Annotated in this window: 11 protein-coding genes; all 11 read right to left on the bottom strand. The window is 66.1% G+C overall.

The window, feature by feature from the left end; translation table 11 throughout:
* Positions 1 to 171: 171 nt before the first annotated feature.
* The 11 genes from ACAW63_RS03305 to ACAW63_RS03355 all read right to left on the bottom strand — a co-directional run bounded on the left by ACAW63_RS03305 (position 172) and on the right by ACAW63_RS03355 (position 15,102).
* Positions 172 to 1,293 (bottom strand): polysaccharide biosynthesis/export family protein, encoded by a 1,122-nt coding sequence (locus ACAW63_RS03305; RefSeq protein WP_371231668.1) that lies wholly within the window; start codon positions 1,291 to 1,293, stop codon positions 172 to 174.
* 42 nt (positions 1,294 to 1,335) lie between these two features.
* The gene (locus ACAW63_RS03310; RefSeq protein ID WP_371231670.1) at positions 1,336 to 2,736 is read right to left on the bottom strand and encodes an undecaprenyl-phosphate glucose phosphotransferase; all 1,401 of its coding nucleotides are present in this window, start codon (positions 2,734 to 2,736) and stop codon (positions 1,336 to 1,338) included.
* A gap of 91 nt (positions 2,737 to 2,827) precedes the next feature.
* Positions 2,828 to 3,703, bottom strand: a complete 876-nt coding sequence (gene rfbA, locus ACAW63_RS03315; protein ID WP_371231672.1) for a glucose-1-phosphate thymidylyltransferase RfbA — start codon at positions 3,701 to 3,703, stop codon at positions 2,828 to 2,830.
* A gap of 36 nt (positions 3,704 to 3,739) precedes the next feature.
* Positions 3,740 to 4,831 carry a glycosyltransferase family 4 protein gene (locus ACAW63_RS03320; protein WP_371231674.1) on the bottom strand — a complete coding sequence of 364 codons (1,092 nt, stop codon included), beginning with the start codon at positions 4,829 to 4,831 and terminating at the stop codon, positions 3,740 to 3,742.
* A gap of 32 nt (positions 4,832 to 4,863) precedes the next feature.
* Positions 4,864 to 7,503 (bottom strand): hypothetical protein, encoded by a 2,640-nt coding sequence (locus tag ACAW63_RS03325; protein WP_371231676.1) that lies wholly within the window; start codon positions 7,501 to 7,503, stop codon positions 4,864 to 4,866.
* Positions 7,472 to 8,707, bottom strand: a complete 1,236-nt coding sequence (locus ACAW63_RS03330; RefSeq protein ID WP_371231678.1) for a glycosyltransferase family 4 protein — start codon at positions 8,705 to 8,707, stop codon at positions 7,472 to 7,474. Before ACAW63_RS03330 ends, ACAW63_RS03325 begins: the two co-directional genes overlap by 32 nt.
* Entirely contained in the window at positions 8,704 to 9,702 is a 999-nt protein-coding gene (locus tag ACAW63_RS03335) for a glycosyltransferase (protein ID WP_371231680.1), read from the bottom strand. Before ACAW63_RS03335 ends, ACAW63_RS03330 begins: the two co-directional genes overlap by 4 nt.
* A 22-nt stretch (positions 9,703 to 9,724) precedes the next feature.
* Positions 9,725 to 10,246: a transcription/translation regulatory transformer protein RfaH gene (gene rfaH, locus ACAW63_RS03340; protein WP_371231682.1), complete on the bottom strand. Its 522-nt coding sequence runs from the start codon at positions 10,244 to 10,246 to the stop codon at positions 9,725 to 9,727.
* A 158-nt stretch (positions 10,247 to 10,404) separates the two neighbouring features.
* Positions 10,405 to 12,618, bottom strand: coding sequence for a polysaccharide biosynthesis tyrosine autokinase (locus ACAW63_RS03345; protein ID WP_371231683.1), 2,214 nt, complete (start codon positions 12,616 to 12,618; stop codon positions 10,405 to 10,407).
* A 31-nt stretch (positions 12,619 to 12,649) separates the two neighbouring features.
* On the bottom strand, positions 12,650 to 13,579 hold the full coding sequence (locus ACAW63_RS03350) for a glycosyltransferase family 2 protein (protein ID WP_371231685.1): 930 nt from the start codon (positions 13,577 to 13,579) through the stop codon (positions 12,650 to 12,652).
* Positions 13,580 to 13,581: 2 nt separating this feature from the next.
* Entirely contained in the window at positions 13,582 to 15,102 is a 1,521-nt protein-coding gene (locus ACAW63_RS03355; RefSeq protein ID WP_371231686.1) for a lipopolysaccharide biosynthesis protein, read from the bottom strand.
* Between the last annotated feature and the right edge of the window lie 3 nt (positions 15,103 to 15,105).

Raw genomic sequence — 15,105 nt, forward strand, 5'->3', positions numbered from 1 at the left:
AGGGGATGCCCAAGAAAACGCAGCATTACGATGCTGAGTTCTGCTGGTCCGAAAGAGCGTGCACAGCCCTGTACAGCCCGGCGGATAGTCGCCAGTCGGATTGCCGCTCGCCCCTGTGACCAGTCCGATTGCCAGGCACGAGTTCTCCTTTCGTTGTAAGGCGTGCCCCGGTTACTTATGACCGACCGTAGCGCTGGTGCCGATGAAGGAGGCCGACGGCAGCAGTTGGCTGATGAAGCGGTTCCACCGGGTGATGTTGGCCGGGCCGATGAACACCACGTCCTGGGGCTGCATGGCGAAATCACGGGCCAGGGCGAAGGCCGTGGGCTTCTTCGCCTCCAGGTGGAAGACCTTCGCCGTGAGGGCGCTCTGGGAACCATTGGCGTCCGGTTGCAGGTCACCGGCGCGGATCACGTAGACGGCGTCGGCATCGGAGGTTTCCTGGCTGAGGCCCCCCGCGTTGCCCAGCACTTCCAGCAGGCTCAGGCCAGTGGTGCGATAGGTCACCACGGTCGGCTGGTGCACTTCACCCACGATGTAGACTTTCTTGCGGTCGTTGTAAGGCAGGTGGATCTGGTCGCCGTTCTTCAGGTAGACGCCGCTCAGGGTGGAGCCGCTGCGATTGAGCGCATCGACGTCGATCAGGTACTCACGCCCGTCGCGCTTGAGGGTCAGCCCCGACAGGTCCGCGTCGCCGGCCACCACGCCGGCCTTGCTCACCGCCTGCACCAGCGTCGTCGGCGTATTGTTCAGTTCCACCTGGCCGCCGTTCTGGAAGGCCCCGGACATCACGATGTGCTGGCTGGCATAGCGCAGCACGGTCACGTCCACCTGCGGGTCGACAATGCCCTTCTTGGCCAGTCGACTGGCCAGTTGTCCGCGCAGTTGGGTCGGCGTCTTGCCCGCCGCCGCCACGGTGCCGGCGTAGGGGAAGAACATGTTGCCGTCGGCGCCGACCACGCGGCCGTTGGCCTCCATCTGCTGCGTCGAGCCGGGGCTGGTCAGTTCCGGGTGGTCCCAGACGGTGACCAGCAGCACATCCCCTGCGCCGATCACGTATTCACCCTGCTGCGGCTTGTAGTTGAGCAGCTCCGCCGGCAGCTGCTGGTTGGCACGGGCCATGTCCTGGCTTTGCAGCACCTGCGGGGTGATGGGGACGAGGGTGATGCGCATGCCTTGGTCCCGCGCTTCTTTCTCGATATCGGAGTCCGTCATGTGCTGACCGGGGGAAAATACACAGCCTTGTAGCGCCAGACTGCCGACAACAAGACCGATCACGAACAGAGTTTTCATGGCGATCATTCCTTGAAGCAGGGTGTTGGTAGGGGGACTGCCTCAGAACGCGTTGCGGTTGACGAAGCCCTTGAAGAGGGTCAACCCAACGATCTTCAGGTCCCACCAGACGGACCAGTTCTCGATGTAGTCCAGGTCGAACTCGATGCGTTTCTGCATCTTTTCCAGGGTGTCGGTTTCACCACGCCAGCCGTTGACCTGGGCCCACCCGGTAATGCCGGGCTTGACCTTGTGCCTGAGCATGTAGTGGCTGACCTGACGTCGGTACTGCTCGTTGTGCGCGACTGCATGGGGCCGGGGCCCCACCACCGACATGTCGCCGCGCAGGACGTTGATGAACTGCGGCAATTCATCCAGCGAGGTGCGTCGCAGGAACGCGCCCAGGCGGGTGACGCGGCAGTCGTTGCGCGAGGCCTGGATCACCTGCGCACCGTCTTCCATGACGGTCATGCTGCGGAACTTCCACACGAGGATTGGCCGGCCATCCATCCCGTAACGGGTCTGGCGGAACAGCACCGGGCCGCGGGAGGTGAGTTTCACCGCCACGGCGATCAGCAGCATCGGCACCGACACCAGCAGCAGGATCAGCGAGGCGAGGACCACGTCCTCGATACGCTTGAGCACTGCGTTGGGCCCGTCCATGGGGGTGTCGAAGATGCTGATGGTTTCCAGGCCGTTGATGCTCTCGCTGCGCGCGTGCAACAGGTCGAACATGAACAGGTCGGGAATCAGGTAGACCGACACCGTGGTGTCGGAGAGTTCGCGAATCAGTTCGTTGAGCAAGGGCTCACGGGACAGCGGCAGGGTCAGGTAGACCTTGTCGATCTGTCCGCTGCGCGCCGCCTCGATCAGCGCCAGGCGCCCGCCCATGACCGGCACCCGCTCCTCCAGCGCCATCTGCTGCGGGCGGTCGTCGTAGAAACCGACCAGGCGCAGGCCCATCCAGGGCGCCTCGAGGATGGTCGAGGCCAGGTGCGCGCCGACTTCCCCGGTACCGTAGATGGCCACGTTGCGGCTGTTGAAGCCATGCCGGCGCGCCAGGCGCAGGAGCAGGCGCAGGAGCAGGCGGTAGGCGCACATCACCAGCAGAGCGCCGGCGAACCAGGCGAAACGGCGCGCGTCGATGACGATGCCGTGGCGCAGCGCCGCGTCCAGCAGCAGCACGGCGAAGAACGTCAGCGACCAGTAGCTGGTGACCAGCAGCGACTCGCGCAACATCGACTCGCCGCGCCAGGAGCCATACAGCCGGTTCAGCTCGCCCAGCCAGTGGAACAGCATCACGCACAGCAGAACCGATACCCAGACGCGGGCGTCCGGCGTACCGCTGCCGTCACTCAGGAGAATCGCCCCGGAAAGGACGATGACCAGCAGATCGAGCAAACGGTGCGCCACCGCCAGGAGAGACTGGTTCGCCCGCAGTATTCCCTTCGATCGAATGGACATGGAAAACCTCACCACACTCGGCGCCCAGCCTGGCGCCACTGCCTCTCACGGCAAACGGATCACAGACGCAACGCACGGACGGCAGTCGGTTTCAGGGACGGGCATCGCGCAGCAATTGCTGCAGGTAGCGGCCATAACAGGTCTTGCCCAGGCGCTCGGCCTGCAGGGCCAGGCCCTCGGTGGACAACCAGCCCTGCTGGAAGGCGATTTCCTCCAGGCAGGCGACCTTCAGCCCTTGCCGCGCCTCGATGGTCTGGACGAAGTGACCGGCCTCCATCAGCGATTCGTGGGTACCGGTGTCCAGCCAGGCGAAGCCGCGCCCCAGCAGGCTCACGCGCAACTCGCCGAGTTCGAGGTAGAGGTTGTTGATGTCGGTGATTTCCAGCTCGCCACGGGCCGAGGGGCGAATCTGCCGGGCCATCTCGACCACCCGGTTGTCGTAGAAATACAGGCCGGTCACGGCGTAGTTGGAGCGCGGCACCCGGGGTTTTTCCTCGATGGAGAGCACCTTGCCGTCGGCGTCGAACTCCACCACGCCGAAGCGCGCGGGGTCGGCCACCTGATAGCCGAACACGGTGGCGCCGCGCTCGCGCGAGGCGGCCTCGCGCAGGGTCGCGGTGAAGCTCTGGCCGTAGAAGATGTTGTCGCCCAGCACCAGGCACACCGAATCACTGCCGATGAATTCCTCGCCGATCAGGAACGCCTGGGCCAGGCCGTCCGGCGAAGGCTGCACCGCATAGCGCAGGTGCAGGCCGAACTGCTCGCCGTCACCGAGCAGCGCGCGGAAGTTGGGCAGGTCGGTGGGGGTGCAGATCAGCAGGATCTCGTCGATGCCGGCGAGCATCAGCACCGACAGCGGGTAGTACACCATCGGCTTGTCGAAGATCGGCAGCAATTGCTTGGAGACCCCGAGGGTGATGGGGTGCAGGCGGGTGCCGGAGCCGCCGGCGAGAATGATGCCTTTCATGGCAATGCCTCCTTGGCGCGGTAGCCAGGAACCGGGCTACTCGAGCGGTTTGAAGCGCGGCAGATAGTCCGCGCGTTCGGCTAGAAAGGAGTCGATCAGGCTGGACAGACGCAGGGCGGAGAGGTCCCAGGAGAAGCGCAGGACGTTCTCCAGCCCGGCGTTGCGCAGGCTGGTGCGCAACTTCGCATCCCGCAGCACGCGGCGCATCGCCGTGGCCAGGGCCTGGGTATCGGCGGGGTCGAAGTACAACGCCGAGGTGCCCAGCACTTCGGGGACCGAGGCGCTGCGAGCGGCGATCACCGGGCAACCGCAGGCCTGCGCCTCCAGCGGCGGTATGCCGAACCCTTCGTAGAGCGACGGGAAGACGAAGGCCGCCGCGCCGCGGTACTCCTCGATCAGCTGGCGGTCGTCGATGCGTCCCAGCCAGCGCACGCGCTCGCGTTGCCCGCTGGACTGCAAGCGATAATCGACGAAGGCGCGGGCGGCCGAGCCGACGATGTGCAGGTCGACATCCAGATCGTGCAGCAGGTCGAACGCCTCGATCATCCGCGCGAAGTTCTTGTGCGCGGCCGGCGAGGACACCGCCAGCAGATAGGGTCGCCCGCCCGCCGCCACGGGGCCGGGGCAGAACGCCGCGGACACCGCGTTGGCGATCACGTGGATGCGCTCGCTGGGGAAGTGGTAGTGCGAGGCGATCTCCTCGCGGGAGAACTCGCTGACGCTGACCAGCGCCAGCACCCGCCGCAGCATCAGCGGGGTCAGCGTCCGGTACAGCGCGCGAAAGCGCCAGGAAAAGCTCTCGGGATGCCGCACGTAGGCGATGTCGTGGTGCGTCGCCAGCTGCGGACCGTAGGCCAGCGGTGCGGTATTGCACAGCGACACCAGCAGCGGCCGGCCGTTGCGCAACAGCCACAGCGGCAGATCGACCTGCTCCCACAGGTGCCCGTGGTTGCGCCCGATGCGCTCGACGTGCAGGCGCTGGGCGACCTCCTCCCGCTGCAGCGGGCCGGGTGGCGCAACGAAATGCACGTCGCCGCGCAAGCGCGCCAGCGACAGCGAGATCTGCTCGGCGAAGCGCTGCACGCCACTGATTTCCTGGGACAGGAAACGCGCGTTGATAACGATCATGGAAGCCCTCTCGGCGAGTCGTCGCGCCGTATTCAGCGCAGTGACAGCTGATAGCCCGGAGCGCTGCGCAGCAGCGTCGGAGCGTTGTCGATACGGATGTCGGCCTGGCACGGCCCTCCACCCGCGGGGCAGTTCCAGGGCACCTTTTGGCCCGGATTGGCGCTGAGCCCCTCGAAGTCCCGCAGGCGCCAGAGGAGATCGGAGCTACCCGGCTGGCTGGTGATCTTCAGGCTCTGCTCACGGCCCAGGGTCCAGGCCACCAGGATTTCGTCGCCGGCCCTGGCGAAACGCAGCAGGTATAGGTTCGGGTCGTCGTTGTGAACCCGGCCGACGAAACGGTAGTGACCGATGATCTCCGCCACGCTGGCCATCGCGTGGTAGGCCGGCTTGGGCCTGCCGTCGGCGGTGAGCAGGCCGAAGTTGTGCTCCATCTCGCGGCGGTCGATGCCGTCGTCCACCAGGTCGTACCACCAGGAGCCCTTCACGTTCGGCAGGCTGCGCAGCAGGAAGTAGGCGCGCGCCAGGTAGGCCGCCTGGCGTTCGCGGCTGAGCCCGCAGCCGCCGTCGTTGGCTGGCCAGCTGAACTCGGTGAAGTACAACGGCACCGGTTTGCCGGCGGCCCGTTCGAGCTGCTGGTTGACGCCCTTGAACCATTCCAGCCAGTTCTCCGGCGTCGCCAGCTCGCCCTCGCAGTACACAGAAGGATGCAGCGACAGGCCGTCCGTGACGTCCAGCAACCCACCGGCGACCAGGCGCTCGGCGAAGCCCTCGCGAATGCCGCGCAGCGTCACCGCGCCGGCGATGATCCGGGCCTGCGGGTCTTCCTCGCGGATCACCTTGGCCGTGGCGCGGACCAGGACCAGGTATTCGTCGCTGAAAGCCTTGTCGGTGGGGTTCTCCACATCCCACTCGTTCCAGATCTCGTAGATCGCCACCTGGCCCCTGAAGTTGCGCACCACATAGCGCACGTAGCGCAGGTAGGCGGCACGGGAGGCCTCGTCACGCGGCTTGGCGTTGCCGTGGAACTGGTTCTCCACCCCCAGGATCAGCAGGGTGCTGATGCCCAGGCTGCGGGTACTGCGCAGCTGGGTGCGCCAGCTGTCGTAGAGGGACAGCACGTTGGGCTCGCGCTCGACGCTGGACCAGAAGGCATCGTCGCGGAACGACTGGATGCCGGCCTGTTGCGCCAGGCGATTGATGCCCTCGCGGTTGCCCGGACGCATGTTCTGGTGAGTGCTGACGCCAACGATGAATTCTGGCGCGCCCCGCTCGGCCACCGGAGCCTCGTTGGCCAACGCGCGGGGCGTCTGCCCTGCCCCGGCCAGCAACGCGCCACACAGCAGCAGGCCCAGCACCCCGCCCTTGCCCTTGCCCTTGCCCTTGCCCTGCAGGCGCCAGGCCTGCGGCGCCGGCGGCGTGACCAGTTCCTCCGGCAGGCGCAGTGCCCGGCCGATGGCCAGGCCCAGGAACAGGCTCGGCACCTGCGCTTCCAGTACGTCGCTGGTCCAGCCCATCAGCAGGATGCAGTAGGTGATGCCCAGCAGCGCACGGGCCTCGCTTCCCGGCTGGCGCTGCAGACGCATCAGCAGCGGGATCGCCAGCACATAGAGCCCAATTCCGGCGACACCGAACAGCAGCCAGAGGTACAGCAGCGTGTTGTCCGCCACCGCCAGCTGCTCGATGCCGAACACCGGATAGGCCGCGTAGGCGCTGCCGGTCATGCCCAGGCCGGCGCCGGTGTAGGCCCAGCCGTTGTAGGTCATCACCTTGACCAGGTTCGGCCAGGTGTGGACCAGGCGCTCCACCATCGAGCCGAGCAGGTTGTCGCTGCTGGAGCTGGCCAGGTACGGCTCGACATCCACGATCAGGCCATAGAGCGGCAGCGCCAGCGCGCCGAACACCACCACCAGGGTGGCCAGCAGGAATATCAGGCGGTAGCCGGCCGTGTTCATCACCAGCAGGACGATGACGAAGGCGACGGCGGAGGTCTTGTTAGTGGTCAGGACGATAGCCGCCAGTGCCACCCCATAGATCAGCCAGCGCAGCAGCAGCGAGAGGCGGAACGACCCCAGGTACAGGCTGAAGATCGACAGCATGAACGCCAGACTCGACGACATCCGCGAGAAGCCGGCGATGCGGTCCAGCCCGTAGGCGCTCCAGGCGCGGTTGCCGCTGATCACCACGCCGGCCATGGCGTAGGTGTATCCCTTCCACGGCACGTTGCCGAGCATGTCCAGGGCGATGCCGGCCAGCGAGGCGATGAAGCAGAAGAAGATGACCCAGCCCAGCATCTTGCGGTGCATCTCCAGATAGGTTCCGCAGAGCAGGCCGAACAGCAGCGGCGCATAGATGAAAATACTGAAGGCCCCGGCCAGCGAGTTCGCGCCATGCAGCAGGCCGAGCATCAGCGAGGCCGCCGCCAGTATCAGCAGCAGCCACAGGCCGCGCTGCTGTGGGCGGGTGAACAGTTCCCAGGCCACCGCGATCACGCAGCCCACCTTCGGCACGTAAACCAGCGCCGACAGGCCGACGCGGTCGGCGTAGAAGCGCAACGCCCCGTTGAAGGTCTCCACCAGCAACACCGCCACCACCACCCACAGCACCAGCAGTGAGCGGTCGAAGGTGATGCCGCTCGAGCGCTCAAAGCGTGGATACGGCGATTGCAGATCCATGGCGGGCTCCACGGCTGAGCAGGGTGTGCTGCAGGACAGCTTCGTATTCGTCGAGCATCCGCTCGACACTGAGCATCGACGCCACACTGTCCCGGGCCTGGGAGGCCAGGCGCTGGCGCAGCGGTACGTCCTCGGCGAGGCGGCGAAGGGCCTCGCCCAGCGAGTCGGGACGCTCCGGCGAGCAGTGCAGTCCGTTGATTCCATCCCGGACGATCTCGACGAGGCCGCCACGGGTCGAAACGATCACCGGCAGGTGATGGGCGCAGGCCTCCAGCGCTACCAGGCCGAAGGACTCCGGCCCGATGCTGGGCACCACGGCCACATCGATTTCAGCGAAGAACCCGCAGGGGTTGCGATACCCGACGAAGTGCACGTGCTGCGGGTCGGCGAGGGATTTCAGCGTGTTCACATATCCCGTCTCGCCACGTCCGGCGATCAGCAGCGAGGCATCCAGTGCCTGCTTCTGGAACTGCTCGATCAGCCACTTCACACCCTTGTTCGGGGTGAGCGCGCCGATGAAACCGAAACGCAGCGGCCGGTGCTGTGCAACCTCGGCCGGCGCCTCCTGCCAGGGAATGAACGGCGCGCAGTTGTAGACGACGTAGCGCTGGCTGCAAGTGAAGTAACCCGCATCGACCAGGGCTGCCAGTTGGTAGCGGCTGACGCCGACCACCGTGTCCACCCGCTCCGACGCCTGCGCATGGGAGCGCCGCAAAAACGCGCAGGAACCGCATTGCCGCTGGCAGTGCCGCCCCTTGTTGAAACGCATCCCGCGCGGACAGGTGAGGTACTGGTCGTGCAGGACCTGCACGATGGGCAACCCGGCATCGCGGATCGCGTCCCAGGCGGCAATCGACCAGCCCGCCAGGTTATGGCACACCACTACGTCCGGCCGGTTCTGCGCCAATACCTGCGCCAGCACATCGCGCATGCCACGGTTGTAGCGGTCCAGCGCATGCCAGGCGAGCCGCCGCAGCGGGCCTGGGCGCGGGTCGGCGAACGGCCAGTAGAGGTTGCGCAGGCCGGCGCGCAATACAGGCACGCCGTTGTACAACTCCTCCTGCAGGCCGGCTTCGGGCCCTGCACTCAGGACCCGTACCGCATGGCCGCGTCCCTGCAGGCCCTCGACCATGGCCTGCACCATCAGCTCCGCGCCGCCACCGACTTGCGGGGCATAGAGGGTATTGAGAAACAGGAGTTTCATAGCGGATAGGTCCGGCTCATGCCCAGCGCGCCGGACTCGCCGTCGCGGATCGCGCGCAGCAGCAGTTGCAGGCGCCCCTCGCGGCCATGCCGATGGGCGAAGAAATGCAGCAGGCACAGGAATACCCAGCGGTTGAAGCGGTACATCAGCGGCGAGGCGACCCACAGGTTCTTGTCGAACCACGCCTGGTTGCGCGCGGCGTAGTAGGCGCGCAGGTCCGAGCTGCCGAGCAGGTAGGTCTCGTAGATGTTGGAGGTGCGCTGCTTGAGGTTCCACGAACGCTCCAGGTCATCCAACCCGGCATCGGGTACCAGGTAGAGATGGCCGCCGCAGGCACTGATGCGAAAGGTGTATTCGGTGTCGTCGGCATAGAGCACCAGCTCGCGGCGCGGCAGGCCGATGCGCTCGATCAGCCGGCGGTGCGCCAGCAGCCCGCCGTAGTAGGCGAAGGGCAGCTCCAGCAGCGGCTCCAGCGGGTGCGGGTGGGGCTTGCCCCAGGGGGTGCGGCGCCACAGCTTGTAGGGCAGTTGATGCACATGGAAGCCGAAATAGCTGGAGCGCGGCGGCGCGATGAAGCGCTTCGGCACGCCGGCGACGACGTCCGCCTGGTGCTCCGCGCGAAAGCCCAGCACCGCCGTCTGGTCCGCCCCGTGGCGCTGCACGCAATCGAGCAGGCGCTGCTTGAGTAGGGGGAAGGCACCCGGCATTGGCGCGTTGTCGTCATCCATCAGCCAGATGTATTCGCAACCGGTCCTCAACGCCGCCTCGATACCCACGCAGTAGCCGTTGGCCGAACCGGTGTTGCTGCTGAGTTCGATCACCTGGACGCGATTGGGCCAGAGCCTGAACAAGTGGTCCAGTTCGGCCACCGAGGCATTGCTGACAACGATCGCGCGGGCGATGTCGGGCTCGCGCAAGGCCCTGGCGAGCAGTTCCTCCAGGTAGGCCAGACGGTCGCCATAGGTCAGCGTCACCAGTACGGTCGATCCACTCATGATGGGGCGTCTCCCTCGTCGCTCAGCGGGCACTCAGGCCCGCCCTCTTCTTTTCCCCGCCGGCCGCCGAGAGCTGGCTCAGCGGCACCCGCACGCGCTGTTCGCGCTGCAGCAGGTTGAGCAGGATCAGCGCCCGTTCGGTGCCGTCGTCGCAGAGGAAGATCGCTTCCACCTCGCAGTCTCCGGCGCAATGCAGTCGCACCACCTGGCCCTGCTCGAAGTGCCTGGCTGCACGCGGCGGCATCGCCTGGGAACGCTGGCGGATGTCCTCCACCAGCTCATCGGCCACCGGCAGCGGTTGCGGGCCGAAGCTGACGATGCGCGCCACACCGCGGGTCGAACGGATCGGGAACCAGTTGTCGTGCTGCTGATCCAGGTGGATGAACAGGTAGCCGGGGAACAATGGCTGTGGCCGAGGGCCCTGCCCGACCACCGGCCGGTAGCAACAGAAGCCCTGACGCGTCAGGTTTTCCTCGGCGCGCAGCTCCTGGTGAGGCTTGGTCTGGATCAGGTACCAGCGATGAAGGGGGTCAGCGTGACTCATGATGCGTATGCCTCGACGCCGGGGCGGGCGATGAGTGAGGACGGGGCCAGGCGTTGCCTGGTACTACGCCCCGAAAGGAGGGATGGTTGCCTGGCGGGTCGAGCCTCGGCCCGTCATGAGCGGCGGGCCAGGCAGGAAGACGCCGGACGTTGTGAAGCTCAGTCGCGGCTGTCGTAGCGGTAGGCGTAGGCGCCGTAGTCGTAGGCGGCGGTCGAGGCCTTGCGCCTGACTCCATTGAGGATCGCGCCCTGCAGATGGATGCCGTTCTGGCCCAGGCGGCGGCGGGCGGTGTCGATCTCGCTGGCCGGACTCTGGCCGAAGCGGGTCACCAGCAGGCTGATGCCGCACAGCCGGCCGACCAGCGACGCGTCGGTCACCGCCAGCACCGGCGGGGTGTCGATGATGACCAGGTCGTACATCGCCGAAGCATCGCGCAGCAGCTGGGCAAAGTTTTCGTGCATCAGCAGTTCCGAGGGGTTCGGCGCGGCGAAGCCGCAGGAGATGAAGTCCAGGTCCGACACCTCGGTCGGCAGGATCACTTCGCTCAGCGGGCGTCCGGAACTCAGCGCATCGGACAGGCCATGGCGCGGCGTCAGGCCGAAGACGCGGTGCAGGTAGCCCTTGCGCATGTCGGCGTCGATCAGCAACGTGCGCAGGCCGGACTGGGCAACGATCGCCGCCAGGTTGCAGGAGACGAACGACTTGCCGGCGCCCGGCGCCGGGCTGGTGAGCATCACCACGTTGTTGCGCGCTTCCAGCAGGGCGAAGTGCAGGTTGGTACGCAGGCTGCGCAATGCCTCGTTGGCCAGGTCGCCCGGATTGGCGGCGGCCAGCAGCATGGGCGCATGGGCGGTGATATTCCCCTTGCGCTCCCTTTCCAGGCGCTCCTGCTGACGGGAGTAAGGCACCGCCGCGAGTACCGAGAGACCGAGTTGTTCGATCGCTTCGGGATTTTCCACGCCCCGGTAGAAGGCCTGGCGCAGGAACAGCATGCCCATCGCGACGCAGAAGCCGATCAGGGTGGCGAGCAGCACGATGATCTTGCGCATCGGCTTGGCCGGTTTCTCCACGTCGGCCTGGGCGGTGTCGATCACCCGTACGTTGCCGATGGTGCCGGCGCGCAGGATGTCCTGCTCCTGGGCCTTGTCCAGCACGGTGGTGTAGGTCTGCTGGGTGACCCGCATGTCGCGGGAGAGACGCAGCAGTTCCTGCTGGGTGGAAGGCAGGGCCTGGATACGCCCCTGCAACGCCTGCTTGCGGGCCTCGAGGCTCGCCACCTGCTTCAGCAGCGCCTGGTAGGTCGGGTGGCCGGGAGCATACAGGCGGTCGTACTCGGCGCGCTTGAGCTTGAGGTCGGAGAGCTGGTTGTCGATGCCCACGACCTGGTCCAGCACGCCGCGGGTCTCGACGCTGATGTCGGCGGACTTGGCGCTGGTCTGGTAGGCGTTGTAGGCGGCCTCGGCGCGCTCCAGCTCCATGCGTACCATCGGCAGCTGCGAGCGCAGGAACTGCAGGCGCTGAGACGCCTCGGCGGAACTGCGCTCGACGTTCTGCAGCACGTAGAGGTGGCTGATCTTGTCGAGGATGAGGTCGGCCTGCCCGGCGTTGGGATCCTCAAGGGTCATGTAGATGATCCCGGAGTCCTTGCCGGCCTCAACCACCTTGAGCGCCTTCTGGTACTCCAGGGTAGTGGTCAGCAGGCGGTTGCGGGTGAGGATGAACTCGGTACCCGGATGTGCCAGCAGCGCGTCCACCTCGATGGTGAAGCCCTTCTCGATGACGGTCTTGTTCACCTCGCCGCGCAGCAGTTGCTCCCCGTCGGCATTGAGCAGGACATAGGCGCCGCCATTCTCGGTGACCAGGGTCAGCGGTTCGCCGAGGTACTCTTCGGGCACTTCCAGCTGGTACACCTTGATCTGCTCGCCGCCCCAGGCGTAGGCGCCCATGCCGAACAGCGGCGAGGCCAGCGGCTGGGCCGGGGTCGGCTTGAAGTGGCGGGCCATGTAGTCGCCCAGCAGCGGCATGTGCCGGGGCTTGGCGACGATGTAGAGCTTGAGCAGCTCCACCGCCTTGCCGAGCACCGCGCGGGATTTCAGCAGCTCGATCTCGGTGGCGGCCAGGGACACCGAGTCGGGACGGTTGATCACCTCGGGGGTGCCATTGAGGCCGTTCTTCTTCTGCTCGACCTGGATCATCGCGCCCGAGACATAGATCGGCGTGGCGATCAGCGCATAGATCAGCCCCAGGGTGGCGAACAGCCCGGTGACGATGATGATCATTCGCTTGTGGTCGAAGAGCAGGCGTAGCAGGCCTGCCACGTCGATGCGGGTGTCCTGGACATTCTCCAGGGACGTGTGGGGCATGATACTCATGGACTTCCATCCTCCGGTGACGTGACGCGGCTCAGCGTGCGTGGATCGGGTTCAGCCGCTTGAGCAGGTTCAGGCTGTGATTGCCGACCAGCAGCAGGAATGCCTCGATCTTGCGCGGCAGGGGAATCGCGGCCATCGACAGGCGGCAGACCTGGACCAGGAAGTACTCATGCAGCGCCTGGTCGCCAATGCGCTGGTAGTAGCGCGACAGGCAGTAGTAGGTGTGCAGCGTCATCCGCTGCTGCACGCGGTCCGCCTGCATGGAGAAGATCCCGCCCTTGTGCCGGCGGTAGGCGGCCGGGCCGATCTGTTCGAGGAACTTGCCCTTGCCATAGGCCCCCAGCAGCGACCACCAGCACAGGTCCACCATGCGGGTGGTGCGCAACTCCTCGGGCATCTCGCCCAGGACATTGCGGAAACAGGCGGTCAGGGTGGAAATCGCGCGGCCCTGTTGCAGCTCCCGACGGCTGGCGTCACGGCGCAATCGCCCGGTGAGCTGCCGCGGCTTGAGGATGCCGCCCTCGTCGAAGACATAGGCATCGTGATAGGTGATCACGTAGTCCGGATGGCGCTCGAGGAAATCGACCTGGATCTGCAGCTTGTGCGGATCGGTCCAGAAGTCATCGCCCTCGCAGTAGGCGATGTAGCGGCCGCGCGCCTTGCGGAAGGTCGGCATGCCGTGGGAGACGCCCTTGGAGTACTGGTTTTCCTTGTGGAAGATCGGCTTGATGATGTGCGGGTAGCGCGCGGCGTAGTCGGCGATCAGCTCGGCGGTGCCATCGGTGGAGGCGTCGTCGTTGATCACCACCTCGAAGCGGAAGTCGGTGATCTGTTCGAGGAAACTGTCCAGCGTGCGACCGATGTAGTTCACCTGGTTGTAGGCCAGGCAGACGATGCTCAGCAGCGGCTCGGGGGCTTCCGGCCAGTTGGAGAGGATCTGCAGCTCGGAGCGGATATCCATGTCTAGGCACTCGGCTTCTGGAACGGTTTGAACAGACGCAGCAACGCGGCAGCGCAGCCCACGCCCACCAGGGTCTGGGTGATCAACCCGCAGGCGGCCAGCGCCAGCAGCAGCGACAGACGCTCGCCGGAACGGGCCAGCAACGCGTAGACGGGTTCGCTGAGCAGCACCCCGGCACCGCTCAGCGCGGCGACCTGCAGGGTGTCGCGCAGCCAGGGCCACTGCAGGTCATCGCCAAAGCGGCGGTGCACGATCGGCGGGAAGAGCAGGAACGACGCCAGGCGCAGGCCGAACCAGCACAGCGCCACGCCGAGCACGCCGTACAGGTAGGCGCTGGCCGCCACCAGCGGAATGCTCACCAGCGCCGACACCACGCTGTACCAGACGTGCAGATGCAGCTGACCATGGGCGTACTGCAGGTAGAACTGGAAACTGCTCACCGCCATCAGGCCGGCGCCGAGCACATACCAGACCAGCACCGGCTGGCACCATCTGGCGGCCTCGGGATCGCCGCTCCAGGCCAGGATCAGGTCATGACCATGAGCGGCGATCACCGCGACCATCGGGAGCAGCAGCACACAGACGAAACGGTTCGCCTGCAGATAGAGCTGCTGCATGTCGTCATGGCGCCCCTCGGCGATCAGCATGGTCATGCGCGGCAGCAGCGACTGCGCCAACGGATTGACCAGACTGAGGATGCCGCCGCTGACCAGCGCCACCAATGAGAAATAACCGAAGTCCCGCAAGGGCATCAGGCTCGACAGCAGCACCTTGTCGAGCTGGGTGAGGATGATCCACAAGCCGGAGGTGAAGCTCATCCCCAGGGCGAAGGGAATCACTGGCCGCAGCGTGTTCCAGCAGAACCGCGTGAACAGCCGCACCTCCATCCACAGGTAAGCCTTGGCGCCGAGCATCAGGGTTTCGAGCAGCGACACCGCCACCTGGAACTGGAAGAACATCAGCGGGTCCTGGCTGACCTTGGCCACCAGCAGCAGGCCGCCGAAGTAACGCAGGGTGGTGACGAAGACGTTGATCCCGTTGATCCAGCCGTGCAGCTCCAACCCTTGCAGCGCGCTGCGGTACAGCGTGCCGTACAGGCGCAGGGCGACCAGCAGGCCCATCAGGCTGATGCACTGCGCCACCAGCATCGGACTCAGCACGTGCACGTTCAGCCAGCGCCCGGCGATCCACGGGCTGCCGGCATACACCGCCAGCGAACTGAGCACAGTCAGCGGCAGCAGGATCAGCTCGAAGGACCGCAGCAGGCTCGCCTGGCCATAGGCCTCGCCCTCGGCACCACGGACATGGGCCACCTGCCGCACCAGGGCCGGCGAGAGCCCGACATCCAGCAACAGCAACCAGGACTGCAGGACCGCGAAGAAACCGATCAGGCCATAGGCCTCGGCGCCCAGATGGCCGAGATAGAACGGCTGGATCAGGATGCCGATGGCGATCGCATAGGCCTGCCCCGCGTAGTTCAGCAGGGTATTGCGGATCATCGACAGCGAGCGCTTGGCCAACATGAC

This window comes from Pseudomonas sp. QE6, from assembly GCF_041379005.1.
GTDB lineage: Bacteria > Pseudomonadota > Gammaproteobacteria > Pseudomonadales > Pseudomonadaceae > Pseudomonas.